A 25783-nucleotide genomic window follows, 5' to 3' on the forward strand; every position below is an offset into this window, starting at 1 on the left:
CTGAGTATATTGGCTGCGAGCCAGTCAACGCAGGAGTCCAGCATGTCCCCGCGTAGCCCATCGGTCAATGAAGAGCTTCGGCGACGCTCTCGGGAGCGGCTGTTGCAGGCGACCGTCGAGCTGGTCTCCGAGCGGGGGTACGAGGCGACGACGCTGGGCGACATCGCCGAGCGCGCGGGGGCGGCACGGGGTCTGATCTCGTACTACTTCCCCGGCAAGCGTCAGCTCCTGCAGTCGGCCGTGCACCGGCTGATGCACCGCACGCTCGAGGAGGCGCTGGAGCGCGAGCCGCGGACCGAGGACGGCCGGGAGCGGATGGCACGGGCCATCGACGCGATTCTCGGGCTGGCGGTGGACCACCCCACGCTCATGCGGACGCACATGGCCGGCATCCTGCAGGCCGAGGGGTTCGTCCAGTGTCCGGAGCAGCAGCGGCTGGCGCTCCTGCTGCGGGACACCGTGACGCGCTACGGCTCGGCGAACGTCGACGCGGACTATCCGCTGCTGCGTGCGCTGCTGATGGGCGCCGTCGTGGCGGTGCTCCTGCCGGGGGCACCGATGCCGATGGCGCGGCTGCGGGCGGAGCTCTTCCACCGCTACGGGCTGGACTGGGAGCGGGGCACGCCGCCGGACGGGGGTCCGCCCGACGGCATGCCCTTCACGGCGTCCGCGTTACGGAGCCGGGTGCCGTTTCAGCCTTCGAGGGCTCAGCCCTCCCAGGCCCGGTCGTCGACGGCCTCGAGGGCTCAGTCCTCGAAGTCGTCGAAGTAGTCCGGCTGGGTCTGGACGTTGAGCGCGTCCATCCGGACGCGCTTCGCCGGGTCGGTACGACGGTCGTCGAGCTTCAGCACGTCGAAGCCCTTCGCCATGTCGTTCGAGTAGATGTAGCCGTTGTAGTAGTACGCGGACCACGAACCACCCGTGCTGATGGTGGTGGCGGAGAGCGGACCGCGCTCGAAGAAGGCGATCTCCTTGGGCTTGGCGGAGTCGGTGAAGTCCCAGACGGAGACACCGCCCTGGTACCACGCCTGGACCATGAGGTCCTTGCCCTTGACCGGGATCAGCGAGCCGTTGTGGGCGACGCAGTTCTCGGTGTTCGCCTGGTGGCGGGGGATCTTGAAGTAGCTGCGGAAGACCAGCTCGCGGTGGTCGCCCCTGCCGACGATGTCGTAGATGCCGTCGGCGCCGCGGTTCGGGCCGACGGCCTCGTTGCAGGTCGCGCCGGAGCCGCCGCCGAGCTCGTCGGTGAAGACGACCTTGTTGGCCTTCTGGTTGAAGGTGGCCGAGTGCCAGAACGCGAAGTTGACGTTGTCCTGGACCTGGTCGATGACCTTCGGGTGCTCCGGGTCCTCGATGTCGAAGAGGATGCCGTCACCCATGCAGGCGCCGGCCGCGAGGTCCTTGCTCGGCAGCACCGTGATGTCGTGGCAGCCGGTGGTCTTGGAGACACCGGGGTTGGTGGGAGACCCCGGGTTGCCGCCGCCGTCCGGGCCCTCGCCCGGGAACAGGACGGGGAAGCTCACGATCGCGGCCTGCTCGGGCGCCTTGCGGGGCACCTTGATGACCGAGATGCCGTCGTGCGGAGGCCGGCAGTCCGGGAACGCGGCGTTGGGCGAGTAGGAGGAGACGTAGACGTACACGTCCTTCTTCTTCGGCACCAGCGTGTGGGTGTGGGAGCCACAGGCGGTCTCGACGGCGGCGACGTACTTCGGGTTGGTGATGTCGCTGATGTCGAAGATCTTCATGCCCTCCCAGGAGGACTTCTCCGTGGCCGGCTGGCTGACGCTGGCACAGGAGTTGTCGCTGCGGGAGGAGTCGGTGGAGAGGAAGACGAGGTTGCCGGAGACGGAGATGTCGTTCTGTGATCCGGGGCAGAGGACCTGGGCGACCGTCTTCGGGGCGCGCGGGTCGCTGATGTCGAAGATGCGGAAGCCGTCGTAGTTGCCTGCGAAGGCGTACTTGCCCTGGAAGGCCAGGTCGGAGTTGGTGCCCTTGAGAGCGTCCTTGGGGATGTTCACCAGGTGCTGGATGTTGTCGCTGTGGACGATCTGGTCCACGCCGGGTATCTCGCCGCTCTGGATGGCGGACCGGGCTTCGGCCGCCTGTTCCGAGGTGACGGTGCCCTGCGACGCGGGGGCGTCACCCGGGTCGGGCGTGGCGGCCGCGGGGCCGGCCGCGAGCAGACCGACCAGCAGTCCGGCCGCGGCGGTCGCCACACCCAGCCCTCTGATCCGAGCGCGCGGGGTACGCGTGATGCGCGTGGTACGCAACGAAGTCACTCCGTCCTCCCTTGTATCCGTTCGAAGTTGAACGGGTGATGGACCCCGGCAGTATCGTCCTTAGCGTGCACATCTCAACAGATGGCAACACACATGTAATGAATGTTTTTGCTCGACGCCCCTGAGAAGCATGCTAGGAACGGTGCCCCGCCCTTTGTCCCTCGGTCCCTCGGAACCACCCCTGGAGGACGCCTTGTTGAACCGCCGTATCCGTGGAGCTGTCGCCGTCGCGCTGAGCGCCGTGGCGATAGGGGTGCTGTCCGCCTGCGAGTCGGCCCCGGACGGGAAGGCGCCGCGGGCCGAGGCGTCCACCGGCCCCGCGGTGGTGGCCCCGGGCAAGCCGGGCGAACCGGCGCGGCGGATCTCCCCCGCGGAGGCGTCCCGGCTGCTGCCCGACGACAAGCCCAACGCGGCGGACTTCAACTATGCGCAGATGATGATCGTCCATCACCGGCAGGCGCTCACGATGACCGCGCTGGCACCGCAGCGGGCCAAGTCGCCGCAGGTCAAGAAGTTGGCCGACCGGATCACCGCGGCGCAGAAGCCGGAGATCGACGCGATGGAGGGCTGGCTGAAGAACAACGGCGGCCCGCGGGAGCAGGCCGGTCACGACCACCACACGATGCCGGGCATGGCGACCGAGTCCCAGCTGACGCAGCTGCGGAACGCGAAGGGCGCGGCGTTCGACGAGCTGTTCCTGAAGCTGATGATCACGCACCACGAGGGGGCGGTGACGATGGCGGCCGAGGTGCTGGGGCAGGGGAACAACGTCCTGGTGGAGGAGATGGCGAACGACGTCATCGCGCAGCAGACGTCGGAGATCAACCGGATGCGCTCGATGTAGAGACGCTCGGCGGAGGTCCGCTCGGCGGCGATCTGCTCGGCGGAGATCTGACCGAAGCAGGGCGCTCGATCCGAGTGCGCTCGATGGGGCGGTCCGGGATCGGGGCCGTGCGGGATCGAGGCCGTGCGAGGCCGGGACCGGGGCCGTCCGGGCGACCCGGCCCGTCGGGCGTCTCCCTTGCGGGGCCTTGCGGTGCGATGCTGGAAAGCGTCTCGGCGGGCATCCCCGCGGCGGGAAGGAGTACGGCCGTGCTTCGTGTCGCTGTCGTCGGTTCCGGGCCCAGCGGGGTCTACGCGGCCCAGTCGCTGGTCCAGCAGTCGGTGGTGCCCGGTGTGCGGGTCGACGTCCTGGACCGGCTGCCCTGCCCGTACGGACTGGTCCGGTACGGCGTCGCGCCCGACCACGAGAAGATCAAGTCGCTGCAGCAGAACCTGCGCGTGGTCCTGGAGGACGAGCGCGTCGGGTTCGTCGGCAATGTGGAGGTCGGGGCGCGGGGGCTGACGCCGGCCCGGCTCCTGGAGCTGTACCACGCGGTCGTGTACTGCGTCGGCGCGGCGCGGGACCGCCGGCTGGGGGTGCCGGGCGAGGACCTGGCGGGCAGCCACTCGGCGACCGCGTTCGTCTCCTGGTACAGCGCGCACCCCGATGCCGTGGACCACGGTTTCCGCCTCGACGGGCGCTCGGCGGTCGTGATCGGCGTGGGAAACGTGGCGGTGGACGTCACCCGGATCCTGGCCCGGGGCGCGGACGAGCTGCGAGCCACGGACGTGCCGCAGGGAGCCCTCACGGCCCTGTCGGCCAGCGGGGTCCGCGAGGTCCACATGGTGGGACGGCGGGGCCCGGGCCAGGCCAAGTTCACGACGAAGGAACTGCGGGAGCTGGGCGCTCTGGAGGGCGTGCGGGTGGAGGTGGAACCGGCGGACCTGGCGCTGGATCCCTCGTTCTCGGACCCCTCGGCACTGCCTGCGGTCAACCGGCGCAACATCGAGGTCGTCCGCGGGTGGGCGCCGGGCGCCGCTGAAGCGGCCGGGGGCGCGGGCGCCGCGGAGGCCGCGCGCCGCATCCGGCTGCGGTTCTTCCTGCGGCCGGTGGAACTGCTCGGCGAGAACGGCCGGGTGACCGCGGTCCGCTTCGAGCGGACGGAGCCGGACGGAGCCGGCGGAGTGCGGGGCACGGGGCGGTACGAGGAGATCGAGGCCCAGCTGGTCCTGCGGGCGGTCGGCTACAAGGGGATCGCGCTGCCCGGACTGCCGTTCGACGAGACCCGCGGGGTCGTCCCGAACGAGGCGGGGCGGGTGCTCCGGGACGGTGCGCCCTCGGCGGGCGAGTACGTCGCCGGGTGGATCAAGCGCGGCCCGACGGGCGTCATCGGCACCAACCGCCCGTGCGCCAAGGAGACGGTGACCTCTCTGCTGGCCGACGCGGCGGAGCTGTCCGCGCGACCGGTGCCGGCCGACCCGATCGGGGCGCTGCGGGACCTGGGGCACGATCCGGTCGCCTGGCCCGGCTGGCTCTCCATCGAGCGGGCGGAGTCGGCCCTGGGCGTCTCCCTCGGCCGCGGCCGGGTGAAGATCCCGGACTGGGCGGGGCTCAGGGCGGCCGCGCGCGAGGAGGCGTGAGCCCGGGGCCCCCTCCCCCGCGCCTGCGGGTGGCTGAGCCCGGAATGGCCTGAGCCCGAGGACGCCCTGAGCCCGAGCACGCCGCCAGCCCGGAACGGCCGCGCCCGCACCGGTGTCACGCCCCGAGGCGCTCGTCCTGCGCCCCGGCCGCCCGCAGGACGCTGTCGAGCAGGCCCGGGAAGAGGGCGTCCAGGTCGTCGCGTCGCAGGGCGTTCAGCTTGGCGGTGCCGCGGTAGATCTGCTGGATGACGCCGCTCTCGCGCAGCACGCGGAAGTGGTGCGTCGTCGTCGACTTGGTCACCGGGAGGTCGAAGAAGGAGCAGCTGAGCTCGGTGCCCTCGCGCGCCATGTCGCTGACGATCCGCAGCCTGACCGCGTCCGACAGCGCGTGCAGCACGCCCTCCAGGCGGATGTCCTCCCGTGCGGGATGGTCCAGGACCCGAGGGTTGGTCGCGGTCGTCATGGCGGCGGCTCCAGTTCATCCGGGGTACGCCCTCATGGTACGAGAACCTTCGTAGTTTGACAGATGGCGTACTACGATGGGTATCGTACGAGCATCCACCGAGGTCCCCCGAAACGGAGTCCGCCATGAGCGTCGCCCTCTTCGAGCCGTACACCCTGCGGTCGCTGACCATCCCGAACCGGGTGTGGATGGCGCCGATGGACCAGTACTCGGCGGAGGCGTCCGGACCGAACGCGGGTGTCGCCCACGACTGGCACTTCGCCCACTACGCCTCCCGTGCCACCGGCGGCACGGGCCTGATCCTCGTCGAGGCCACCGCCGTCTCCCCCGAGGGCCGGATCAGCCCCGCCGACCTCGGCATCTGGAACGACACCCAGGTCCGGGCGCTCCGCCGCATCGCCGGGTTCCTGAAGGAGCACGGCACCGTGCCCGGCATCCAGCTCGGGCACGGCGGACGCAAGGCGTCCACCCAGCGCCCCTGGGAGGGCCGCGGCGTGGTCACGCCGGACGACCACGGATGGCAGCCGCTCGGCCCGAGCCCGGTCCCCTTCGCCGAGGGGTACCCGGTGCCCGTCGAGCTGACGGCGGACCGGATCGGCGAGATCGTCGGCCAGTTCGCGGACGCGGCCCGCCGCGCGCTCGACGCGGGCTTCGAGGTCGTCGAGGTGCACGGCGCCCACGGCTACCTCATCAGCTCCTTCCTCTCCCCGCACAGCAACCACCGCACCGACGCGTACGGCGGCTCCTTCGAGAACCGCACCCGGCTGGCCCTCGAAGTGGTCGACGCCGTACGGGCGGTGTGGCCCGAGGAGCTGCCGGTCTTCTTCAAGATCTCGGCCACCGACTGGCTGGCGGAGCGGGGCTGGACGCCGGACGAGACCGTGCGCTTCGCGGCCCTGCTCAAGGAGCACGGCGTCGATCTCCTCGACGTCTCCAGCGGCGGCAACGGCGGCCCCGCCGAGATTCCGGTCGGCCCCGGCTACCAGGTGCCGTTCGCGGCCCGGGTGAAGTCCGAGACCGGCCTGGCCGTCGCGGCCGTCGGGCTCATCACGGAACCCGAGCAGGCGGAGAAGATCATCGCCAACGGGGAGGCCGACGCCGTCCTGCTCGGGCGTGAGCTGCTCCGCGACGCCTCCTGGGCCCGCCGGGCGGCGCGCGAACTGGGCGCCCAGACCCACGCGCCGAGCCAGTACGCCTGGGCGATCTGAGCCCTTCCCTCCCTTCCGACGTCTCCCCGGGTCGCGGCGGCACGCCTCCGACCTGGGGAGAAGCGCGTTCCGGGGCGGCTGTCAGTGGCGGGGTGCAGACTGGCCCGTATCCGCGACAACGGCGTCCTGGAGGTGTCGGCCATGCCCGACGTAGTTCTGACCGTAGGCACCCGCAAGGGTCTGTTCATCGGCCGAAGGCGCGACGGCCGATGGGAGTTCGACGATCCCCATTTCAACGCGCAGGCGATCTACTCGGTCGCCATCGACACCCGGCGTTCCACGCCCCGGCTCCTCGTCGGCGGCGACAGCTCGCACTGGGGGCCCTCCGTCTTCCGCTCCGACGACCTGGGTGCCACCTGGACCGAACCGCCCCAGCCGGCGGTGAAGTTCCCCAAGGACACGGGAGCCTCCCTGGAGCGGGTATGGCAGCTGCACCCCGCGCCCGCGCACTCCCCGGACGTGGTCTACGCCGGCACGGAACCGGCCGCCCTCTTCAAGTCCGAGGACGGTGGCGCGTCGTTCGAGCTGGTGCGTCCGCTGTGGGAGCACCCCACCCGGTCGCGGTGGGTGCCCGGCGGGGGTGGCGAGGCCGTCCACACGGTCGTGACCGACCGGCGCGACCCGGAGGCGGTCACCGTCGCGGTGTCGACGGCCGGGGTGTTCCGCACGCGTGACGGCGGGGCGAGCTGGCACCCGTCCAACCAGGGGGTGTCCGCGGTCTTCCTGCCGGATCCGAACCCGGAGTTCGGTCAGTGCGTGCACAAGATCGCGCAGGACGCGGGCGACCTGGACCGGCTCTATCTGCAGAACCACTGGGGTGTGTACCGCAGTGACGACGCGGGGGCCAAGTGGACCGACATCGGGGCGGGACTTCCCTCCGACTTCGGCTTCGCGGTCGCCGCGCACCCCCATCGGCCCGATGTGGCCTATGTGTTCCCCATCAACGCGGACGAGGACCGGGTGCCCGCAGGGCGTCGCTGCCGGGTCTACCGCACGAGTGACGCCGGCGGCAGCTGGGAGGCGCTGACGGCGGGCCTGCCGGAGGGCGACCACTATGGCACGGTGCTGCGGGACGCGATGTGCACGGACGACGGCGATCCGGCGGGCGTCTACTTCGGCAACCGCAACGGCGAGGTGTACGCCAGCGCCGACGACGGCGACAGCTGGCAACTCCTCGCCGAGCATCTGCCGGACGTGCTGTGCGTGCGCGCGGCGGTGGTCGGATGAGCGGACCGGCGTACCCCACCCGCGGCTGACCACGGGCGGGGCCGGCGACAGCCTCAGGGAAGCTGCCAGTCCACCGGCTGCGCGCCGAGGCGGACCAGGAGGTCGTTCGCGCGGCTGAAGGGGCGGGAGCCGAAGAAGCCCCGGTCGGCCGACATCGGGGAGGGGTGGGCGGACTCGATCGCCGGCAGGTCGCCGAGGAGCGGGCGGGCGTTGCGGGCGTCCCGGCCCCAGAGGATCGAGACCAGCGGCTTTCCGCGCGCGGCGAGGGCGCGGATGGCCTGCTCGGTCACTTCCTCCCACCCCTTGCCGCGGTGGGCGGCGGGCTTGCGGGGGGCCGTTGTCAGGGCCCTGTTGAGGAGGAGCACGCCCTGGCGGGTCCACGGGGTCAGGTCGCCGTTGGAGGGCCTGGGCAGGCCGAGGTCGGTGTTCAGCTCCCGGAAGATGTTCTCCAGGCTGCCGGGCAGGGAGCGGACCTCGGGCGCGACCGCGAAGCTGTGGCCGATGGCCATGCCCGGTGTGGGATAGGGGTCCTGACCCACGATCAGCACGCGCACCTCGTCGAAGGGCTGCTGAAAGGCGCGCAGGACGTGCTGTCCGGCCGGCAGATAGGTCCGTCCCGCCGCGATCTCCGCGCGCAGGAAGTCACCCATCGCCGCGACACGACCGGCCACGGGACGCAACGCCTCGGCCCAGCCGGGCTCCACCAGTTCACTCAACGGTCTCGCTGCCACGGAAGATCACCCTACCGGCCCACCGTAGTCACCCGAACCGGGGCTAGGCTGCGCGCTGTCGTCACTCCTCTCATCTCCGGAGCGGGTCCATGAGGCATCTCCCCAGCCCCGACTCCTGGGTGGTCGGGGTCGACTCCGGCGGATCCGGGCTGCGGATCGCCCTGGGGCGGGCCGCGGACGGGGTCGCGGTGGAGAGCGTGGCGTCCCGTGAGCCCGTGCCGACCGGTCCCCTGGGCATCGAGGCGGCCCCTCTCCTCGCGCAGGTGCTGCCCGCCGTCGAGGCGATGCGGGGCCGTGCCGGGGCGGGGCCCGTCGTCGCCCTGGCGGTCGGCGCCGCCGGCATGGCGACGCTCGGCGACGAGCTGCGCGCCGTACTGCCCGGCGCTCTCGGCCGGGAGCTCGGCGTACGACGCCTGGCGCTGGCCGCCGACGCCGTCACCGCGTACGCCGGGGCCCTCGGCCAGCGCCCCGGAGCCGTGGTCGCGGGCGGCACGGGCCTGATCGCGCTCGGTACGGATCTGCGCGCCTGGCGCCGGGCGGACGGCTGGGGCCACCTGCTCGGCGACTGCGGCAGCGGCGCCTGGATCGGCCGGGCCGGCCTGGAAGCGGCGATGCGGGCCTTCGACGGGCGGCACGGTGGTTCTCCCGCGCTGCTCGCACGGGCCGAGGAGCGGTTCGGTCCCGCCGCGGGACTGCCGGCGGCGGTGTATCCGCGATCCGACCGGCCCGCCGTGCTCGCCTCCTTCGCCCCCGAGGTCGCGCACTGCGCCTCGGCCGGAGACAAGGTGGCGGCGCGGATCCTGCGGCGGGCCGCCACGCATGTGGCCGAGGCCGCGGCCGCCGTGTGCCCGCCCACGGGCGCCCCCGACGTGGCGCTGACGGGCGGCCTGTTCAAGATGGGAGACCCGCTCCTCGTACCGCTGCGGGAGGAGCTTGACGCCCACCTGCCGCACGCCCGCCTCATGGCGGCGGCCGGGGATCCGCTCGCCGGATCGCTCGCCCTGGCCGCCTGGCTGGCCACGGACACGCTCCGGCTGCCGGCCGAACCGCGGCTGCTGCAATTGACCCGGTAAACGACGGTTCGGACAAAGAGGGGCAGATGACGCTCTGCTGCACCTCACCGCACTGCGCGGCGGGCGAAACCAGTAACATGCGGCGCCATGAGCTCCCCCACTGGGCCTGCTTCCGGCCTGCCTGTACGAATGCCGCGACCCCGTCAGCCCGGACGGCACCGTCGCCCCGAACCCGTGGCGGCTCCCGAGGGTGCTCCCGCGCTCGTTCTCGCCGTCCCCGGTACGCCGTCGGCCGCCATACGGTCGCTGGCCGAGGAGGTCGTGAGCATCGCCCGCTCCGAGCTGCCCGGCCTGGAGGCCGTGATCGGCTACCTGGACGGCGACGACGCCGAATTCCCCACCCTCGGAAACGTGCTGACGCGCGCCGAGACGCTGCGCACCGAGCGGTACGAGCTGGCCATGGCCGCCGGCCGTGAGGTCAGCGCCCCCGAGGGCCCCGCCGCGGTCGTGGTCCCGCTGCTGGCCGGCCCGGACAGTGCCCTGATGCGCCGGATCCGCCAGGCCGTGATGGACAGCGGCAACGTCGCCGAGCTGACGGACGTCCTCGGCCCGCACCCGCTGCTCGCCGAGGCCCTGCACGTGCGCCTGTCGGAGGCCGGTCTGGCCCGCGCCGACCGCGCCCGGCTCTTCACGGTGGCCACGGCCGCCGACGGCATCGTGCTGGCCACGGTCGGTGGCGAGGAGGCCGTGCAGGCCGCCGGCATCACCGGCATGCTCCTGGCCGCGCGCCTGGCCGTCCCGGTGATGGCCGCCGCGCTGGACCAGGAGGGTTCCATCACGGCGATCGCCGAGCAGCTCCGCGGTTCCGGCTCCGTACAGCTGGCGCTCGCGCCGTACCTGATCGGTCCCGAGCTGGCCGACGGCCTGCTCGACGCGGCCGCCAAGGAGGCGGACTGTGCCGCCGCCGAGCCGCTGGGCGCCTACCCGGCGATCGGCAAGCTGGTGCTCTCGCAGTACACGGCCGCGCTGGGCATCGCCCCGCAGCAGGGGGCCCCGGTCGTCTGATCGGTCCACGCCATACGGAAGGGCCCGCCCGGCAGATGTCCGGTGCGGGCCCTTCCGTTTCGCCGTACGCCTCCGGCCTCAGCCGAGGACCACGCAGGAGGCGGCCGGGGCCTCGATCGCGCCCGCGCGGCGCGGAATGCCGCTCTCCGCGTCGATGTCGAACCACGTCACGTCGCCGGAGCGCTCGTTGGCCACGTACAGCCGCCGCCCCGAGGGGTCGAGGGAGAGGTCGCGGGGCCACCGCCCGCCGCAGGGCACGGTGGCGACGAGGACGGCCCGCTCGCCGTCCGGGTCCAGGGCGAGGACGGCGAGGGTGTCGTCACCGCGCACGGCGGCCCAGAGGAAGCGGCCGTCGGGGGCGACGGCCACCGCCGAGGGGTGGCTCGGCGCGGGGGCGCCTCCGGGGACCACGGCGGTCTCCGCCACGGGTTCCAGGGCGCCGGCGACCGCGTCCCAGCGGCAGACGGTGAGGGTGGGCTCCAGCTCGTGCAGGACGTAGGCGTGGGTCCCGTCCGGGTGGAAGGCGAGGTGGCGCGGCCCTGTGCCGGGGCGCAGGGCGGTCCGCCCGTGCGGGCGCAGGGCACCGGGTCCGCCGTCGAGGGCGTAGATCCGTACGGAGTCGGTGCCGAGGTCCACGGCGGTGACCCAGGGGCCGCCGGGCGCGGGCAGGACCTGGTGGGCGTGCGGGGCGCTCTGGCGGTCGGCGACAGGCCCCGAGCCCTCGTGCCGGGCGACGTCGCCGGCCGGCCCGAGGGTGCCGTCGGGGCCGATGGGCAGGGCGGTGACGCTGCCGGAGCCGTAGTTGGCCGTGACGACATGGCCGGCGGCGACGGCGAGGTGGGTGGGCCCGGCGCCCCGTACGGACGAGGGAGCGCCGAGGAGCCGGGGTTCGGCTCCGGTCACGTCGAAGGCGGCCGCGGCGCCGTCCTCGGTCTCGGAGACGGCGTACAGCACGGTGCCGGCGAGGGTGAGGAAGGACGGATCCGGGAGCGCGTCGGTCGCGCCGGTGACGGTCAGGGCGCCGGTGGAGGCGTCCACGTCGGCGGTGACGATGCCGCGGCCACCGGCAGAGGTGAACGATCCGATGAAGGCCCGTACCGGTTCCCGCGCGTCTGTGCCGCCCATGGCGTCTCCCCTCTCCGCCGGGCGGTCACGGCCGACCGCCCGCTCGTCGGGGCCGACGTTAGCAGGCGGTCTAGACCAAGTTGGATCACGTGGCGGGGCGCGTTCTCAGGCGGCCGGGACCAGCGGGGCGCTCGGCGCCGTGCGCAGCGGTGCGGCCAGGTCGACCAGCGCCCTCTCGAGCCCGTACAGGTGGCCGAGGGCCGCCTCGGCGCCCGGGTGGTGGGGTGGCAGGGCCTCCACCGTCTCCGAGGCGGGGCGTGCGGGCCGGGCCGGCGGAACCAGGGCGTGGACGGCGGCCTCGACCCGCCAGCAGGCGGCGGCGAGCCGGGCGTCGTGGGAGGCGTCCGGGTCGGCGGCGACGGCGGCGAGTCCGCGGATCTCGCGGGCGCAGTCGTCGAGCAGGGCGAGGACCCGGCGGGCGCGGGCCTTGCGGGCCCGCAGCGGGCTCAGCGGGTGGACGAGGGGCGCCAGCGAGAGCCGGACCCGGCCGAGCAGCACCTCCAGCTCGGCGGCGAGCGGCGCGGGGTCGGCGTGCGGGTCGCCGGCGAGCCGGCGGGCCGCGGCCGTGGTGCAGTCGTGCACACAGGTCACGGCCCGCTCGATCCAGGCGTTGGTGGCGGCGTGCGTCGTGACGGGCAGCAGGGCGACACCGACGGCCGCGCCGAGCGCGCCGACGGCGGTCTCCTCGAAGCGGAGCAGCAGGAGGCCGGGGTGCAGGACGCCGAGCAGTCCGTACAGCAGCCCGGCCATGACGGTCACGAAGAACATCATCCAGCTGTACGAGAGCGGAGCGGTGTAGAAGATGCCGAAGACGCACACGGCGACCAGGGCGGCGGTCGGGGCGGGAGCGCCGCCGAGCGGGATGGCGATCAGGAGGCCGGCGGCGATGCCGGTGACCGTGCCGACGACCCGGCGGAAGCCGCGGACCAGCGTCTCGCCGCGCGAGGCGGTGTTGACGAAGATCCACCAGGCGGTGCCCACGGCCCAGTACCAGCGCTCGTGCGAGATGAACTGGCCGGCGGCGAGCGCGACGGCACAGGCGGCGGTGGCCTGGAACGCCTGCCGGGTGGTGGGGCGGTGGAAGCCCGTGCCGGGCAGCGGGGTGGGCGCGGCGGGCGGCGGGACGCGCCGCTCGATGCACCAGGCCACGAAGCGGACCGCGCCGGAGGCCACGAGAGCGAGGGCGACCGCCGCGTACAGCTCCGGCAGTTGCGCCGGCAGGGCGTGCAGGAACTGGGTGACGAAGAACATCATGAACGCGAAGATGCCCAGTGCGTGACCGCGCGGGCCCCAGCGGCGTGCGTAGACGCCCGCGAAGACGACGAGCAGCCAGGAGGCGTCGCGCAGCAGGGGCGCGCCGTGCAGCGCGGTCGCCAGGGCGAGCACCGGGAAGCCGACGGCGGGCAGCAGGGCGGTGGTGACGACCTGCCGGCGCACGGTGGGGTCGCCGACGGTGAAGAGCGCGAGCAGCGCGGTGAGACCGCCGGTGATCGAGGCGGTGAGGGAGAGCCCGGCGAGCTCGGCCGCGGCGACGGCGAGACACACGCCGAGGACGGCGCGCGAGGAGATCCGGAGCCGGACACGGCCCGGATCGGGGGCCACGAACACCAGCCGGACGAACCGGCGCCCGGCCGCCCGCACCTGCCTTACGACGGTCCTACCGCCCCCGCTGACGTACAACACACCCTCTTCGCGTGATCTCGTGCCCCGGCCTGCTTGTGGCGGCCCCTGGACATGGGAAAGGCGCCGCGGGTCCGGTGCCGGCCGCGTCGCCGGTCCGGCGCGTGCGCGGCGCCATCTCTTCGTACTCTTCCGACAGGAAAACACCTGTCCACCCACTGGCTCAACTCAATCGCTCCACGGTGGACCATTGGTACAGTCGTTTCGAGTAGAAGGCGGCCAGAGGAGGCCAACGGACCATGGCGGTGGACGAGCTCGACACTCGCATCCTGCGGCTGCTCATCGAGCAGCCGCGCACCAGCGTGCGCGAGTACGCACGGATTCTGGGGGTGGCGCGGGGCACGGTGCAGGCCCGGATCGACCGGCTGGAGCGGGAAGGGGTGATCACCGCCACCGGTCCCGTGCTCTCCCCCGCGGCGCTCGGTCATCCGGTGCTCGCCTTCGTGCACATCGAGGTCACCCAGGGGCATCTGGACGAGGTCGGCGACGCGCTCGCCGCCGTGCCGGAGATCGTCGAGGCGTTCTCGATCACGGGCGGCGGGGACCTGCTGACGCGGGTGGTGGCCCGGGACAACGGACATCTGGAGGACGTGATCCAGCGACTGATCCAGCTGCCGGGTGTGGTCCGCACCCGCACGGAGATGGCCCTGCGCGAGCGGGTCCCGCACCGGCTGCTGCCTCTGGTCGAGTCGGTGGGGCGGGCGTCGGCACGGAACGGCTGATCCGGTCCGGGCGCGACGTTCCGGCGCGACGTTCCGGTGCGACGTTCCGGGCCGGGGCCGAGGCGGGCGGGGTGGCGGTCCTCGCGCGAGGAAAATCCGGGCGCCGGGCGCGGGGGCGTGTGGCAGGGTACGCATGCCCCGCCGCCGCCCGACCCTGGAGTCACCATGTCCCTGCCGCCCCGACTGGTGCCGCTGCTCGACCAGTTCGACTTCGCGCGGCTCCGGCTGCGGCAACGCATGGCGGGGCCGTTCGTGGACAGCGGCAACGGCACGGACGTCGAGGTCCGGGAACTCACCGACGAGGAGTACCTGTGGGAGCCCGTTCCGGGCTGCTGGTCGGTCCGCCGCCGTGCCGACGGTCCGGGCCCCCGGGCGACCGTCCTGACCGGCGCGGGTGACTGGGGCCGTGACGCCACCCCTGCCCCGCATCCCGCGCCGCCGCCGTTCACGACCATCGCCTGGCGGCTGAGCCACCTGAGCGAGCTCCTGACGCTCCGCGCGGACCACACCGCCGGCACCCACAGCCTGACCCGTGACGACTACCGGACACCCGGCGACGCCGCCTCGGCGATCGAGGCCTTCGACACCGGGGCGGAGGCGTGGCGGAAGGCCCTGCTCGCGGCCGACGACACGGCGCTCGACACGGCCGGGCACAGCACGTACCCGCACGGCAGCGATCCGGAGGATCCCTTCCTGGACGTCGTCTGGTGGGTCAACCAGGAACTGCTGCACCACGGGGCCGAGATCGCACTGCTGCGTGATCTCCACCGGGCCCGCACCGCGTGACCGCTCGATGGCATCCTCGCGCCGCCCGTGGGATCATTTGTATGAAGTCACAACAGGCATGACGAAGGCAATCCGAAGAGGGCGCTATGTCTGCCATCAAGGAATCCATCGACATCTCCCGCAGTCCCGCGGAGGTCTTTCCCTACGTGACCGACCCGACGCACCTGCCCGAGTGGCAGGAGAGCGCCGTCTCCGTCCGCCCGTTGAGCGACGCGCCTCTCGCCGTCGGCTCCAAGGCCGCCGTGACGCGACACGTCGGGCGTCGGGACATCACGATGACGATGCAGGTCATCGAGCTGGACCCGCCGAGGAGTTGGCACATGCACGCCATCGACGGCCCGGTACGCGCCGACGTCCACGGCACGATCGAGCCGATCGACGACGGCGAGCACTCGCGGGTCACGCTCGCGGTCGACTTCGAGGGACACGGCATCGGCAAGATGCTGGTCCCCTTCGTCGTCCGCCCGCAGATCCGTAAGGAGCTGCCCAGGAACGAGCAGCACCTCAAGGGCATTCTGGAGGCCGGAGCCGCCCGGTGACCCCGGCCGGCTGACGCGCGTCGCATCAGCCGAACACCACCGAGCGCGGCCTGGGCGCGGCTTCCGGCCGCTCCGAGGCGTGGCCTCGCGCGGCCGGAGGCCGGTGACCATCCATGGGAAACGACGGGCGAACGGGTGCGACGGGCGAGAGCGCCAGGAGGTGGGATGACGTAGAGGTGGGATGACGTCGCAGGACGTCCCCTGCCCGAGGACGTCCGCCACACAGAGCAGTCCCCGGTAGTCCGTCTCCGGACTCGGACGTCTCAGCCGTCGCTGTCCGTCCTGAGATCCGGGAGGATCTGCCGGGGGCCTGGCCAGAGCCAGCGAGTGGGTCACGCGGGTCGGTGAACGTCTTCACCGACGAGTGCGGCTCGCTCTGGTTTTCTGGTGTAATACGGATTTTCCTCCTTATTTCCACCACGTCAAGAGGCGGACGCCGCCCTTTCGAGCGGCCACACCCCGCCCGGTCCAGGAGTCCGCCGACGACCGCGGCGGCGATGTGGTCGTCCACCTGCTCACGCCGCGTTTCCCGGCCCCCGCGTCCGTGCGGTGAGCTCCGGTGCGGGCCACCGGGGGTGGAGGGCGTCGATGCGGTAGTCGTGGACGTGGCGCCGGCCCGCACCGGCCAGGTGCGGATGGTCCGGCGCCAGGTCCCGGTGGAGGTGTTCCAGCTCGTCCGGATCGGTGCGCGGCCAGAGCCGGACGGCCGCGACGGCCGCGAGCAGGGCGACGGCGCTCAGCGCGCCGGCGGCGGCCCCGAGTCCGGCGCGGGTGGCGGTCCAGCCGGCGAGCGGGTAGGTCAGCAGCCAGCAGCCGTGGGCGAGGGAGAACCGGGCGGCGAAGACGGCGGGGAGGTCCGCGCGCCCCGCGGAGCGCCGCAACAGCCGCCCGCCGGGGGTCAGGACGGCCGAGCCGGCGGCGCCGAGCAGCAGCCACGCGGCGAGCACGACGGGCCAGGACCAGGAGCCCGGCCCCGCCGCCAGCCCGGCCGGGAGGAGGGCCAGGGTGCCGGCCGTCACGAAGGCGGCGGGGAGCAGCACCGTGCGGTCGCCGAGCCGGTCCAACACCCGGGGCAGGAGCAGCGCCACGGCCATGGAGCCCGCGCCGTACGCGCCGAGGGCGAGGGTGACGTCGCCGACCGGGCGGCCGAGGGCCTCACGGACCAGGACGACGGTGTTGACGAGGACCATCGCTCCGCCCGCGGCGACGACCAGATCGAGCGCGAGGAGCGCGCGCAGCCGCGGGGTGGCCAGGAAGAGCCGGGTACCGAAGGCGGCCTTGGCGTAGGGGCCGCCGGCCCGCTCCACCGGCGCCTGCTTCGGGAGCAGGACGGAGGCGACCAGGGCGGCGGAGGCCAGGAAGCCGGCGGAAGTACCGGCGAACAGCAGGCCGGAGGAGAGGAAGGTCAGCAGGGCGGCGGCGAGCGCCGGGCTGAAGAGGTTCTCCAGGTCGTGGGCGAGCCGGGACAGGGACAGGGCCCGGGTGTAGTCGCGCTCGTCGGGCAGGACGTCGGGGACGGCGGCCTGGAAGGTCGGGGTGAAGGCGGCGGAGGCCGCCTGGAGCAGCAGGATCAGGACGTAGATCTGCCAGACCTCGGTGACGAAGGGCAGCACCAGGGCGGCGGCGGCACGGGTGAGATCCATGGCGACCAGGAGCGCGCGCCGGGGTATTCGATCGGCGAAGGCGCTGACCAGCGGGGCGATGCCGACGTACGCGACCATCTTGATCGCGAGGGCGGTTCCCAGAACGCCGGAGGCGTCCGCACCGGAGAGGTCGTACGCGAGCAGGCTCAGGGCGACCGTCGCGAGTCCCGTGCCGACCAGGGCGACGACCTGGGCGGCGAACAGGCGGCGGTACGTGGGGTTGCGCAGCACGGACAGCATGAGGCACGCCCTCGTTCGACTACGGGGTCCTCACCACCGTAGCCGATGCGTGCACGCTTGCGCACATGTTGACTCTACGGACGGAAGCGGCCCCTCAGTCGTGCCAGGGCTCGCCCGTCACCTGGTGGTCGGCGTGACTGATCGCCTCGACCACGAGACGCCGCATGTGCCCGTCGGGCAGCGTGTACACCACCCGCCGACCGTCCTTGCGGTGCTGGACGAGTCCCCCCAGACGGAGCTTGGCCAGGTGCTGGCTCACCGCGGGCCGGGCCGCGCCGCATGCCTCGGCGAGGGCGCCCACGTCCGACTCCCCGCGTGTGAGGAGCCACACCAGATGCAGTCGGGTCGGGTCCGCGAGCAGCGCGAACACGCCGGCCGCCGCGGCGAGCTCGGGGGCGCCTGGAGTGCGTTGGTGCACCGCACTCGCCGGAGAGGGTCCCTCGCGTTCTGCCATGGGGCCATCGTAGGCGCGGCAAAGACGACCGCCCCTGGCGCGGGGGCACCGGGGGCGGATCCGAGGAAGCGGGGGTCAGAGTTTGTGCATTCCCTTGTACGGGATGAGCACGCGGACCTGGGTGGCTCCGAAGTCGACGAGCAGCGCACCCGTCGGCTCCTGGCCAATGATCTTCCCGAGGCCGTGACGATCGTGGGAGACGCGGTCACCGACGGCGAACTCCTTGATCACGGGATCGACAGGAGCCGCGAAGGGGCTGGTGGACAGGTGGCGCCGAGGCGCGGATCGGTTCGTCATCGTGATGCCAGTATGCCCCCCGCGATGGCCCCAGGACAGACTCGAGCGTCCGCCCGGTGTCCGGCTCGGGGGTCGATTCGGCGCACGGCGGGGCACGTCCGAGGTCAAGTGCCGAGATTCCGGGGCGGATTCGACGGGTAGCATCGGCTGCACCGTGAGAGGGGACGGATGTGTCGGTCCGCTACTACCTGTACATCAGTGACGCCAAGATCGACATGCTGCTGTCGCAGATCGACGCCTCCTGGGCGCGCAAGCGCGTCACGGAGTTCGGCCTCGACCTGAAGGTGGCGAGTGCCAAGCGCAGCGTGGAGGCGGCGGGCACGGACCGGGTCGCACGGCTGGAACGTGTCCTGCGGCACCTCGAGGACCACGCCGACCTGGGGGACGTGGACGCGCCGGGCCAGTACGTGCACGGTGTCCTGCCGATGCAGTGGGGCGTCCTCGGCAACGGTGACGCGGTGTACTTCGGCGGTCGGAGCGAGCGCACGATCGTCGGTCTCGGCGGCTCGACGAGCCATCTGCTGAGCACGGTCGTCGCCCAGCCCCTCACCGAGAACCGGCTCAGCGCATCCCTGCCGCCCGTGCTCATCGAGCACCTCGCTCGCGCGACGGAGGACGGGACGCCCCACCCGGGCGCCCTGGCCACCGTCATGCGGGCCAACGGGGTGCTCCGCGGTCCCGCGCAGACCGTCGAGTTCGTGGCCAAGCGGATGCTGCACGGACCGTGCCCGTACCCGGAACTGGCCCCCCGGGACGACATGACGGTCCTGCTCGCCAGCCCGCTCTACGTGGCGCTCGTCGACTGAGCGGGCGGAGGACCGGGTGACGTCCGGGCACGAGGCGAGGATGTCGGTGCTGATCGAGTCGGCCTGCCGGACCATGACACGGCTCGCGGTCTCCCCTCTGGCCCTGGAGATCGATCCGGGCGAGGCCCGGGTCGTGACAGTGATGCCGGCGGACGCGCTCGATACGCGAAGCCGAGGCCCGTACGCACCGGACAACCTGCCGCCCGAGGCCATCAGCGTGATCGAGTGGATCGCCCTGCTCTGGTCGGGGGAGGCCGAGCGTCCCGCCTTCACGATCGAGGGAGGCGGGGTGTGGCCGTCGTTGATCTGCGCGCTGCCGGTGAGCCGGGTGCGGGTCCGGTTCATGGTGCCGGAGGCAGCGCCCTGGCCGTATCCGCCCGACCCGGGGAACGAGGACCTCGGCGCGCACATCGGCCTGGCCCTGCGCTTCGTGGCCGGGACGCTGGAGCGGGCCGCCGAAGCCCTGGGAGCGGAACCGCCCGTCGCGCTGTCCCTGAGCCACCCGGCCGATCCCTCCTACGAGGAGCGGCTCGCCTCCGTCCACGAGTCGTCCCGCGACCTTCTGGCGTCGGTCGTGCCCACGATCGAGGTGGACCGGAGCCGCTGCTCGCGGGAGCAGCGGGCCGCCCACGACGAGGCCGTGCGAGAGGCCGCGTACACCGATCAGCACGTGCTGCCGCTCGGCCGCTTCGGGTTCACTGCCCGGGTAGGTCTCGCGTGCGTACGCGACTCCGGTGGATGAGCTGGGCGCCTACAAGGCACACGCGATCTCCCGGAGGGCTCTCGCCAGTTCCTCCGCCGTCCTGATCTCGATGCGCGGGGTGTCGACCAGCGCCGCGTCGATGACGTCCGCGAGCCGGGGCGGGATCGAGGGGTCGCGGTCCCCGATCCGTACGACGGGCGAACGCAGCGCGACCGCCACCGGATCCGCCCGCGGCGGGAAGTCGCGTGGAGTGGCGCCCGTGAGCATCCAGTACAGGCAGGCGGCCGCCGCCCAGACGTCGACCTCGGGTCCGGCGTACTTGTAGCCGAGCAGCTGGCCGCGCGGGCTGAAGGGGATCGTGCCGCCGAGCGCTCCCGTCCGGGTGTGCCCGGAGAGCCCCGCGTGCTCGAACGCCTTGGCCAGGCCGAAGTCGGCGAGCTTGACCACCGGACCGTCGTCCGTCTCCTCCCCAGTGAGCAGGATGTTGGCGGGCTTCACGTCGCGGTGCACCAGGCCCCGGGCCACGGCCTCGGCGCCGTCCGCCAGGGGCGCGGAGGGCAGCACGGCCCCATGCGCGTGCTCCAGAGCCGCCAGCACCTGCCGTACGACGGTCAGAGCCTGGGCCACGGGCACTCTGCCCCCGTGCCGGGCGGCCAGCCGTTCCAGCCCTCCGCCGGGACAGTAGGCGCAGGCGAACCAGAACGCGTTGTCCCGGTCGCCGCTGTCGCGGAAGGCGACGACGTTCGGGTGGCGCAGGGCGCGGATGCTCTCGAACTCGCGCCGGAACGCGAAGCGCGTCTGCGCGTCGACCGGCCCCACGGCCAGGACGCGCTTCAGCGCCACCCGTTCTCCCGTGCCGCGGTGGCGGGCCAGGTGGACGACGCCCTGGGACCCGCGGCCGAGCTCCTGAAGGATCTCGTACGCGGGGACGTCGGGCGGTGCGAGGCCCGGCGGTGCCTCCGGAAGCGCGTCGGCGGGCACCTCCACCGTGATCCGGAGGCGTACCTCCCCGATCACGATCTCGTCCCCGTGCGCCAGCGGCCGCTCCGTGAGGCGGCCGAGCCGCGCGCCGTTGACGTACGTGCCGTAGCTGCTCCCCAGGTCCCGTACGCGCGGGCCGGGCGGGTCGACGTCCAGCCGGCAGTGGCGCCGGGAGACGCTGACGTACCGGTCGGGGATCCGGATGCCGCACGCGGCCGACCGTCCGACGTCGAGGCCGGCCCACTCACCGAGGACGTGCTCCGCGACGCCGTCCGGGGTGTGGACCGCGACGGTCACCCGCGGGCTCATGGGGCACCGGTCCCCGCCGTGAAGTCGTAGTCCCGGTCCAGCTCCCACAGCCGGAGCGCGGGCCGGAGGTCGGCCGAGACGATGTTGCGGCCGTCGGCGGTGAAGGCGACCTCCGAGAGGGACACGGGATGGCCTTCGAGCCGGTGCACGCAGGCTCCCGTGCGGACGTCCCAGAGGCGCAGGACCCGGTCGTGCGCGCCCGTCAGGAGGTGACGCCCGTCGGGGCTCAGGTCGTACATCTCCGTGAACTCGGGGATCTGGCACAGGGTGCGCCCGCTCTCCGTGTCCCACACCCGGATCGTGCCGATGCCGGAGGTCGCCGCCACGCGCCCGTCGGCGCTCATCGCGAGGGTCGCGTGATAGGCGACCTCCTGGGTGCGGATCCGCAGGCCGGCCCGTACGTCCCAGACCGTCACCTGGCGCGCGTCGTTGACGAACAGCCGCCTGCCCTCGGGGCCGAACCTGAAGGTGGTGTCGCCGAAGCCGACCGGGAAATCGAGCAGCGGGCGTCCGGTGGCCGTCTGCCAGAGCCTTCCCGTGCGGTCGTCGAAACCCGCCGACGCGGCGTACTTCCCGTCGTCGCTCAGCCGGACGGCGCCGACCTTGCCCTCGTGCCCGACCATCGTGCGGAGGGGGACGGCACGGGTCAGGTCCCAGAGGCACAGCGCGCCCTCGCTGTCCCCGACCAGCGCGTGACGGCCGGCGGCATCCATGGCGACCGCGGTGACATGCCCGTGGTCGCCGTACAACTGACAGCGCCTGGTGCCGCTCTCGAAGCTCCACAGATGGGCGGCGCCGCCCCAGTCGGCCGTGACGGCGAGTCCGCGGTCGTCGGCGATCAGGACGGTGTGGGTGTTGGCGACGCGCTCGGGGAACTGGTGCAGGCACTGTCCGGTCTGGAGTTCCCACACGCGGATCCGTCCGTCGGCTCCCCCGGTCACGGCCAGTTCACCGTCGCGGCTCAGGGCGAAGGTCGGCTTCTGGGTGAGGATCCAGGTCCCGCTGAGGTCGTAGCGCTCCCAGATGCCGAGCAGGCCGGTGCTGCGGCCCGCCGCGTGTCCCAGGTCGTTCCAGAGGGCCCGGAGGCGGGGATGGCGCTCGAAGCCGGGAAGGGCACGGGCGGCGCGCAGTTCCTCGGCGGCCGCCGCGAACGCGCCCCGCTCGGCCAGTTCCTCCGCTCGCTCCAGCGCGCGCCGCACCCGGGTCTCGTCGTCCTCGAGGGCGAGCGCCGTGCGGGGGCGGGCGTAGCTCCAGCCGGCGCGGAAGCCGGGCGCCGGCAGGTGCCGCACCTGGATGCCGCCGGCCTCGTCGCCCACCACGAGGACCCGGCCGTCCCCGCTGAGGGCCACGCGCCGAGGAGTGTGGAACCGGTTCTCCTCGATCGTGGGGGAGAACGTGCGCAGGCAGCGCCCGGTCCGCGTCTCCCAGATCCGTAACGGCGGGGCGCTGCCCGACACACCGACGGAGGCGGCGAGGGTGGCGTCGCCGCTGAGGGCGAGGACATCGTGGCGGTCGAGGTGGTTCGGCGCGGTGGTGCGGACCCGGTCGGTCCGGGTCTCCCAGACGCGGAGCTCGCCGGACAGGTGGTCCAGCAGCAGCGCGTACGCGCCGTACGGGCTGAGCGCGACCCCGTCGATGCCGGTCGTGTGGAAGTCGGCGGAGGTGACCAGTCGGTGCAGCGGCCGGGCGGCCGCCACCTCCCAGACCACGACACTGCCGTCGCGGGGCGCCGCGGACACGACGGCGGCGCCGTCCGCGCTCAGCCCGAGCACGGTGGCCGTCGAGGGTTCGTGGAAGGTCTCCCCACCGGGCCGACCGGTTCCCGGGTCGAGCTTTCGGTACGGGCTCGGCGGGTGGACGAACTCCCGCATGAGCCGGCCGGCCAGGTCCCACACCTGCACCCGCCCGCCGTCGTATGCCACGGAGGCGAGGCCCGCGCCGTTGAGCGCGACCTCGGCGACCCGTTCGGCGGGGCCCGGGAGGGTGCGCGACAGCGTCCCGGCGGCGAGGTCCCACACCTCGAGGATGCCCGCGCCGCGCGCGGAGAGCCCGGCGCGGCCGTCGGGGGTGACGGCGACGGCGGTGACGGGCGGCGTGTCCTCGGTGCCCGTCGTCCGGGGGAGCTCGTGGCGGCAGTGGCCGCCGTCGGCCGTCGACCAGACCCGGATCCGGCCGTCCTCGCCGCCGGTGAGCGCCACCGCACCCGTGGCGTCGACCGCCAGCGCCGTCACACTTCCGTGGTGGCCGCTCCTGCGTACCCGCTCGGGGGCCGGGTCGCGGCGGTCCAGTTCGGTGAGCGCGGCCCGGACCTCCGGGAGGTCCGGGGGCGCGCTCGCGAGCAGGGCGCGTGCGGCGGCATCGTCGCCCCGTTCGACGTGGACGAGGCCGAGGAGGTGGTCCGCTGTCCAGCGCGCGCCCTCGATGGTGCGTGCGGTGCTCAGCTCGGACACGGCCTGCTCGTCGGTGAGCACGCCCTGACGCCAGCGGTGCAGGGCCCAGTTGTAGACGGTCGACGGGTGGTGCGGGTCGATGTCCGCGGCGGTGCGCCAGAGCGCCTCCGCCTCCTGGGGGCGGCCGAGGTCGAGGAGCGAGAGCGCCTGGTTGGAGAGGCCGTCGGCGAGCAGGTCGGCCGCCCGCGGCTCGGGGCGCGAAGGGGGGCCGCCGACGACGTCGGCGTGGATCTGGCGGACGGCCGCGGCGAGTTCGGCCATCGCGTGCGGGCGGGCGTCCGGGTCGATCAGGAAGCAGTCGCGCAGCAGGTCGGCGAGTGCCGGGGGCATGGCCGGGGTGTCCGGTCCGGCACGTCCACCGGCCTCCAGGAACACGGCGAACACTTCGGGCGCCGACTGCCCGTACCGGCACGGCGGCGCGCCGGTGAACATCTCCAGCACGCACAGGGCCCACGACCACACGTCCGTGGCGCGCGTCAGCGTGATCCGCGCGCCGGCCGCCGCGTCCGCCTGCTCGGGGGAGCAGTAGGCGGGCGTCCGGCCGCCGTAGCTCGCCGCCAGGCTCGCCCCGGGCGGCACGGCGGCGCTCTCGCCCGCCGCGGCGCGGGCGCCGGCGATGCCGAAGTCGGTGACCTTCGCGGTCCAGTCGGCGTCGACGTCGACCATGATGTTGGCGGGCTTGACGTCCTGGTGGATCACACCGTGCCGGTGGGCGTGGTCGATGCCCCAGGCGATCTGTGCGGCCAGGTCGAGGGCGCGGGCGGGGGACGGCTCGCCGCCGTACGCCGCGCCCGCGCCGTCCGTGTCCGCGTACAGCCGGCCGTCCCGTACGAGCTCGGCGAGCGAGCCGCCCGCCACCCACTCGGCGAACACGCACGGGATCTCGCCGACCCTCCGTACGTAGTGGCAGTTGACGACGTGCGGGTGCAGCCCGAGGCCGACCCAGGTGCCCGCCTCGGTCTCGAAGCCGGCGCGTCCGGCGGCGGTGGCCACGAGCTCGGGGCGCGGCACCTTGGCCGCGAGGTCGGTGTTCCAGCCGCGGTGGCGGACCCGGTGCACCAGCCCCATGCCGCCGCCGTCGAGCACGTCGAGCACCTCGTACAGACCGAGCAGGACCTCACCGCGCCGCCAACTCCCCACCGTCATACAGCCATTGTGCGCGATCAGGACCGGCTCCTCCATGGCGTTGCGAGGCTCGGCCCCGGGTCGCCGGGGGCGGAGCCGTCCCTGACGACGGCTGCCTCGGCGGCCGGGACCCCTCCGGATCCGGGGGCCCCTCACTCCGTCCGCAGCGCCCGTGCCGTCGGGGTCCGCGCCGCCCGGACGTCACCCCCGAGCACCTGGCGGCCGCGGTCCGGCTGGTCCGCTCCGGGGACGCCCTGCTGGCACCGGCCATCACCCGCCGTCTGGTCGAGCGCTTCGCCGTCTCCCGGGACCGTACGACGTCCCCGCACCGGGACCTGTCGACGCTCACGCCCCGGGAGGTGGAGGTCTTCGAGGCGCTGGCCCGGGGTGACAGCAACGCCGAACTGGCGGCTCGCTTCCGGCTGAGCGAAGCCACCGTCAAGACGCATGTCGCCCGCATCCTCTCGAAGCTCCGGCTCCGCGACCGCGCGCAGGCGGTGATCGCCGCGTACGAGACGGGCCTGGTCACGCCGGGGTCCACCGGCGAGCCGCGCCAGGAGCGCTGACCGGCCTCCCGGGCCGCTGCCGTACCCGCCTCGCCCGTCGAGGACCGGTCAGCAGGACCGGTCAGCAGGAGCGGTGAGCAGGAGCGGTCAGCAGGAGCGGGAACGGGCGAGCGTGCCGAGCACGCGCAGGTGCGGCCGGTCGTCGCCGTCCGGGTGGGTGACCGTCACGCGGACCCCGTAGACGTCGGCGATCAGCGCGGCGGTCAGCACCTCGCGCGGCGCTCCGGCGGCCACCACGCGCCCGCCGGACAGGACGACGATCGAGTCGCAGTACATCGCGGCGAGGTTCAGGTCGTGGAGGGCCACGATCGTGGTGACCGGCAGCCCGGACACCAGGTCCAGGAGATCGTGCTGGTGCTGGATGTCGAGGTGGTTGGTGGGTTCGTCGAGGAGGAGTTCCCTCGGCTCCTGGGCGAGGGCCCGGGCGATCTGGACGCGTTGGCGTTCGCCGCCGGACAGGGTGTGCCAGGGCTGTTCCGCGCGGTCGGTGAGGCCGGTGCGGTGCAGGGCGTCCCGTACGGCGTGTTCGTCGGCGGCCGACGGGGGCGACCAGGCCCGCCGGTGGGGGATGCGGCCGAGGCGGACGACCTCGGCGACGGTGAGCTCGACGAGGGTGTCGGCCTGCTGCTCGACGACCGCCACGCGCCGGGCGACGTCCCGGCGGCGCAGGTCCCCGAGGGGCCGGCCGTCGAGGGTGACGAGACCGGTTGACGGCTCCAGGACTCCGCAGAGCAGCTTCAACAGCGTCGATTTGCCGGAGCCGTTGGGTCCGAGAAGCGCCGTGGTGGTGCCGGGCTCCGGGGCGATGTCGACCCCGTCGACGATCAGTCGCCCGCCGGCGGTGCGCGCGACGCGTTCGGCGCCGAGTGTCGTGGAGTCGGACGTCACGGGAAGGGGGGCCATGGGGC

General features: G+C 73.4%; 23 protein-coding genes and 1 pseudogene. 13 read left to right on the forward strand and 11 right to left on the reverse strand.

Annotated features, from left to right (window positions below):
- Positions 1-42 precede the first annotated feature (42 nt).
- Complete coding sequence (locus ACZ4VW_RS09870; RefSeq protein ID WP_467960366.1) at positions 43-771, forward strand: TetR/AcrR family transcriptional regulator; 729 nt, start codon at positions 43-45, stop codon at positions 769-771.
- Here ACZ4VW_RS09870 and ACZ4VW_RS09875 read toward each other — a convergent pair.
- On the reverse strand, positions 747-2279 hold the full coding sequence (locus ACZ4VW_RS09875) for an LVIVD repeat-containing protein (protein WP_467960368.1): 1533 nt from the start codon (positions 2277-2279) through the stop codon (positions 747-749). The two genes, ACZ4VW_RS09870 and ACZ4VW_RS09875, sit on opposite strands and share 25 nt — an antisense overlap.
- A 193-nt stretch (positions 2280-2472) precedes the next feature.
- Between ACZ4VW_RS09875 and ACZ4VW_RS09880 the strand changes: the two genes are divergently transcribed.
- Together ACZ4VW_RS09880 and ACZ4VW_RS09885 are read left to right on the forward strand one after the other, a co-directional pair.
- Positions 2473-3123 (forward strand): DUF305 domain-containing protein, encoded by a 651-nt coding sequence (locus ACZ4VW_RS09880; protein WP_467960370.1) that lies wholly within the window; start codon positions 2473-2475, stop codon positions 3121-3123.
- A 248-nt stretch (positions 3124-3371) separates the two neighbouring features.
- Positions 3372-4742 (forward strand): FAD-dependent oxidoreductase, encoded by a 1371-nt coding sequence (locus ACZ4VW_RS09885; RefSeq protein WP_467960372.1) that lies wholly within the window; start codon positions 3372-3374, stop codon positions 4740-4742.
- Positions 4743-4857: 115 nt separating this feature from the next.
- Here ACZ4VW_RS09885 and ACZ4VW_RS09890 read toward each other — a convergent pair whose 3' ends face one another.
- On the reverse strand, positions 4858-5205 hold the full coding sequence (locus tag ACZ4VW_RS09890; RefSeq protein WP_467960374.1) for an ArsR/SmtB family transcription factor: 348 nt from the start codon (positions 5203-5205) through the stop codon (positions 4858-4860).
- A gap of 125 nt (positions 5206-5330) precedes the next feature.
- Between ACZ4VW_RS09890 and ACZ4VW_RS09895 the strand changes: the two genes are divergently transcribed.
- The gene (locus tag ACZ4VW_RS09895) at positions 5331-6413 is read left to right on the forward strand and encodes an NADH:flavin oxidoreductase/NADH oxidase (RefSeq protein WP_467960375.1); all 1083 of its coding nucleotides are present in this window, start codon (positions 5331-5333) and stop codon (positions 6411-6413) included.
- A gap of 141 nt (positions 6414-6554) precedes the next feature.
- Entirely contained in the window at positions 6555-7640 is a 1086-nt protein-coding gene (locus ACZ4VW_RS09900) for a WD40/YVTN/BNR-like repeat-containing protein (RefSeq protein WP_467960377.1), read from the forward strand.
- A 53-nt stretch (positions 7641-7693) separates the two neighbouring features.
- Here the strand turns inward: ACZ4VW_RS09900 and ACZ4VW_RS09905 are convergent, their stop codons facing one another.
- Positions 7694-8371: a uracil-DNA glycosylase gene (locus ACZ4VW_RS09905; RefSeq protein ID WP_467960379.1), complete on the reverse strand. Its 678-nt coding sequence runs from the start codon at positions 8369-8371 to the stop codon at positions 7694-7696.
- An 89-nt stretch (positions 8372-8460) separates the two neighbouring features.
- Here ACZ4VW_RS09905 and ACZ4VW_RS09910 point away from each other — a divergent pair, with 89 nt between their 5' ends.
- Both ACZ4VW_RS09910 and ACZ4VW_RS09915 read left to right on the forward strand, forming a co-directional pair.
- Positions 8461-9444, forward strand: coding sequence for an N-acetylglucosamine kinase (locus tag ACZ4VW_RS09910; RefSeq protein ID WP_467960381.1), 984 nt, complete (start codon positions 8461-8463; stop codon positions 9442-9444).
- An 87-nt stretch (positions 9445-9531) separates the two neighbouring features.
- The gene (locus ACZ4VW_RS09915; protein WP_467960383.1) at positions 9532-10449 is read left to right on the forward strand and encodes a sirohydrochlorin chelatase; all 918 of its coding nucleotides are present in this window, start codon (positions 9532-9534) and stop codon (positions 10447-10449) included.
- 78 nt (positions 10450-10527) lie between these two features.
- Here ACZ4VW_RS09915 and ACZ4VW_RS09920 read toward each other — a convergent pair whose 3' ends face one another.
- Both ACZ4VW_RS09920 and ACZ4VW_RS09925 read right to left on the reverse strand, forming a co-directional pair.
- A complete protein-coding gene (locus ACZ4VW_RS09920; RefSeq protein ID WP_467960385.1) occupies positions 10528-11574 on the reverse strand; it encodes a lactonase family protein in 1047 nt (348 codons plus the stop codon).
- A 105-nt stretch (positions 11575-11679) separates the two neighbouring features.
- Positions 11680-13182 carry an FUSC family protein gene (locus tag ACZ4VW_RS09925; protein WP_467960814.1) on the reverse strand — a complete coding sequence of 501 codons (1503 nt, stop codon included), beginning with the start codon at positions 13180-13182 and terminating at the stop codon, positions 11680-11682.
- A 311-nt stretch (positions 13183-13493) separates the two neighbouring features.
- On the opposite strand from ACZ4VW_RS09925, the gene ACZ4VW_RS09930 reads away from it, so the two are divergent.
- From ACZ4VW_RS09930 to ACZ4VW_RS09940, 3 genes are all read left to right on the forward strand, one after another.
- Positions 13494-13976, forward strand: coding sequence for an Lrp/AsnC family transcriptional regulator (locus ACZ4VW_RS09930; RefSeq protein ID WP_467960387.1), 483 nt, complete (start codon positions 13494-13496; stop codon positions 13974-13976).
- Between the two features lie 165 nt (positions 13977-14141).
- A complete protein-coding gene (locus ACZ4VW_RS09935) occupies positions 14142-14762 on the forward strand; it encodes a DinB family protein (RefSeq protein WP_467960389.1) in 621 nt (206 codons plus the stop codon).
- A gap of 86 nt (positions 14763-14848) precedes the next feature.
- Entirely contained in the window at positions 14849-15301 is a 453-nt protein-coding gene (locus ACZ4VW_RS09940; protein WP_467960391.1) for an SRPBCC family protein, read from the forward strand.
- 515 nt (positions 15302-15816) lie between these two features.
- Here ACZ4VW_RS09940 and ACZ4VW_RS09945 read toward each other — a convergent pair.
- From ACZ4VW_RS09945 to ACZ4VW_RS09955, 3 genes are all read right to left on the reverse strand, one after another.
- The gene (locus tag ACZ4VW_RS09945) at positions 15817-17184 is read right to left on the reverse strand and encodes an MFS transporter (RefSeq protein WP_467960393.1); all 1368 of its coding nucleotides are present in this window, start codon (positions 17182-17184) and stop codon (positions 15817-15819) included.
- A 94-nt stretch (positions 17185-17278) separates the two neighbouring features.
- Positions 17279-17638 carry an ArsR/SmtB family transcription factor gene (locus ACZ4VW_RS09950; RefSeq protein WP_467960395.1) on the reverse strand — a complete coding sequence of 120 codons (360 nt, stop codon included), beginning with the start codon at positions 17636-17638 and terminating at the stop codon, positions 17279-17281.
- A gap of 75 nt (positions 17639-17713) precedes the next feature.
- Complete coding sequence (locus ACZ4VW_RS09955; RefSeq protein ID WP_355110406.1) at positions 17714-17935, reverse strand: hypothetical protein; 222 nt, start codon at positions 17933-17935, stop codon at positions 17714-17716.
- A gap of 170 nt (positions 17936-18105) precedes the next feature.
- On the opposite strand from ACZ4VW_RS09955, the gene ACZ4VW_RS09960 reads away from it, so the two are divergent.
- Together ACZ4VW_RS09960 and ACZ4VW_RS09965 are read left to right on the forward strand one after the other, a co-directional pair.
- A complete protein-coding gene (locus ACZ4VW_RS09960; protein WP_467960397.1) occupies positions 18106-18741 on the forward strand; it encodes a DUF7019 family protein in 636 nt (211 codons plus the stop codon).
- A 16-nt stretch (positions 18742-18757) separates the two neighbouring features.
- On the forward strand, positions 18758-19483 hold the full coding sequence (locus ACZ4VW_RS09965; protein ID WP_467960399.1) for a hypothetical protein: 726 nt from the start codon (positions 18758-18760) through the stop codon (positions 19481-19483).
- 9 nt (positions 19484-19492) lie between these two features.
- On the opposite strand, the gene ACZ4VW_RS09970 is transcribed toward ACZ4VW_RS09965, so the two are convergent.
- Both ACZ4VW_RS09970 and ACZ4VW_RS09975 read right to left on the reverse strand, forming a co-directional pair.
- A complete protein-coding gene (locus ACZ4VW_RS09970; protein WP_467960401.1) occupies positions 19493-20734 on the reverse strand; it encodes a protein kinase domain-containing protein in 1242 nt (413 codons plus the stop codon).
- A complete protein-coding gene (locus ACZ4VW_RS09975; RefSeq protein ID WP_467960403.1) occupies positions 20731-24330 on the reverse strand; it encodes a protein kinase domain-containing protein in 3600 nt (1199 codons plus the stop codon). Before ACZ4VW_RS09975 ends, ACZ4VW_RS09970 begins: the two co-directional genes overlap by 4 nt.
- A gap of 176 nt (positions 24331-24506) precedes the next feature.
- Between ACZ4VW_RS09975 and ACZ4VW_RS09980 the strand changes: the two are divergent.
- Positions 24507-24875, forward strand: a pseudogene (locus ACZ4VW_RS09980) (response regulator transcription factor); the annotation flags it as partial.
- An 87-nt stretch (positions 24876-24962) separates the two neighbouring features.
- Here the strand turns inward: ACZ4VW_RS09980 and ACZ4VW_RS09985 are convergent.
- On the reverse strand, positions 24963-25778 hold the full coding sequence (locus ACZ4VW_RS09985; protein WP_467960405.1) for an ABC transporter ATP-binding protein: 816 nt from the start codon (positions 25776-25778) through the stop codon (positions 24963-24965).
- Positions 25779-25783: the final 5 nt, after the last annotated feature.

The sequence above is a fragment of the Streptomyces sp. NPDC029139 genome (genome assembly GCF_055564335.1).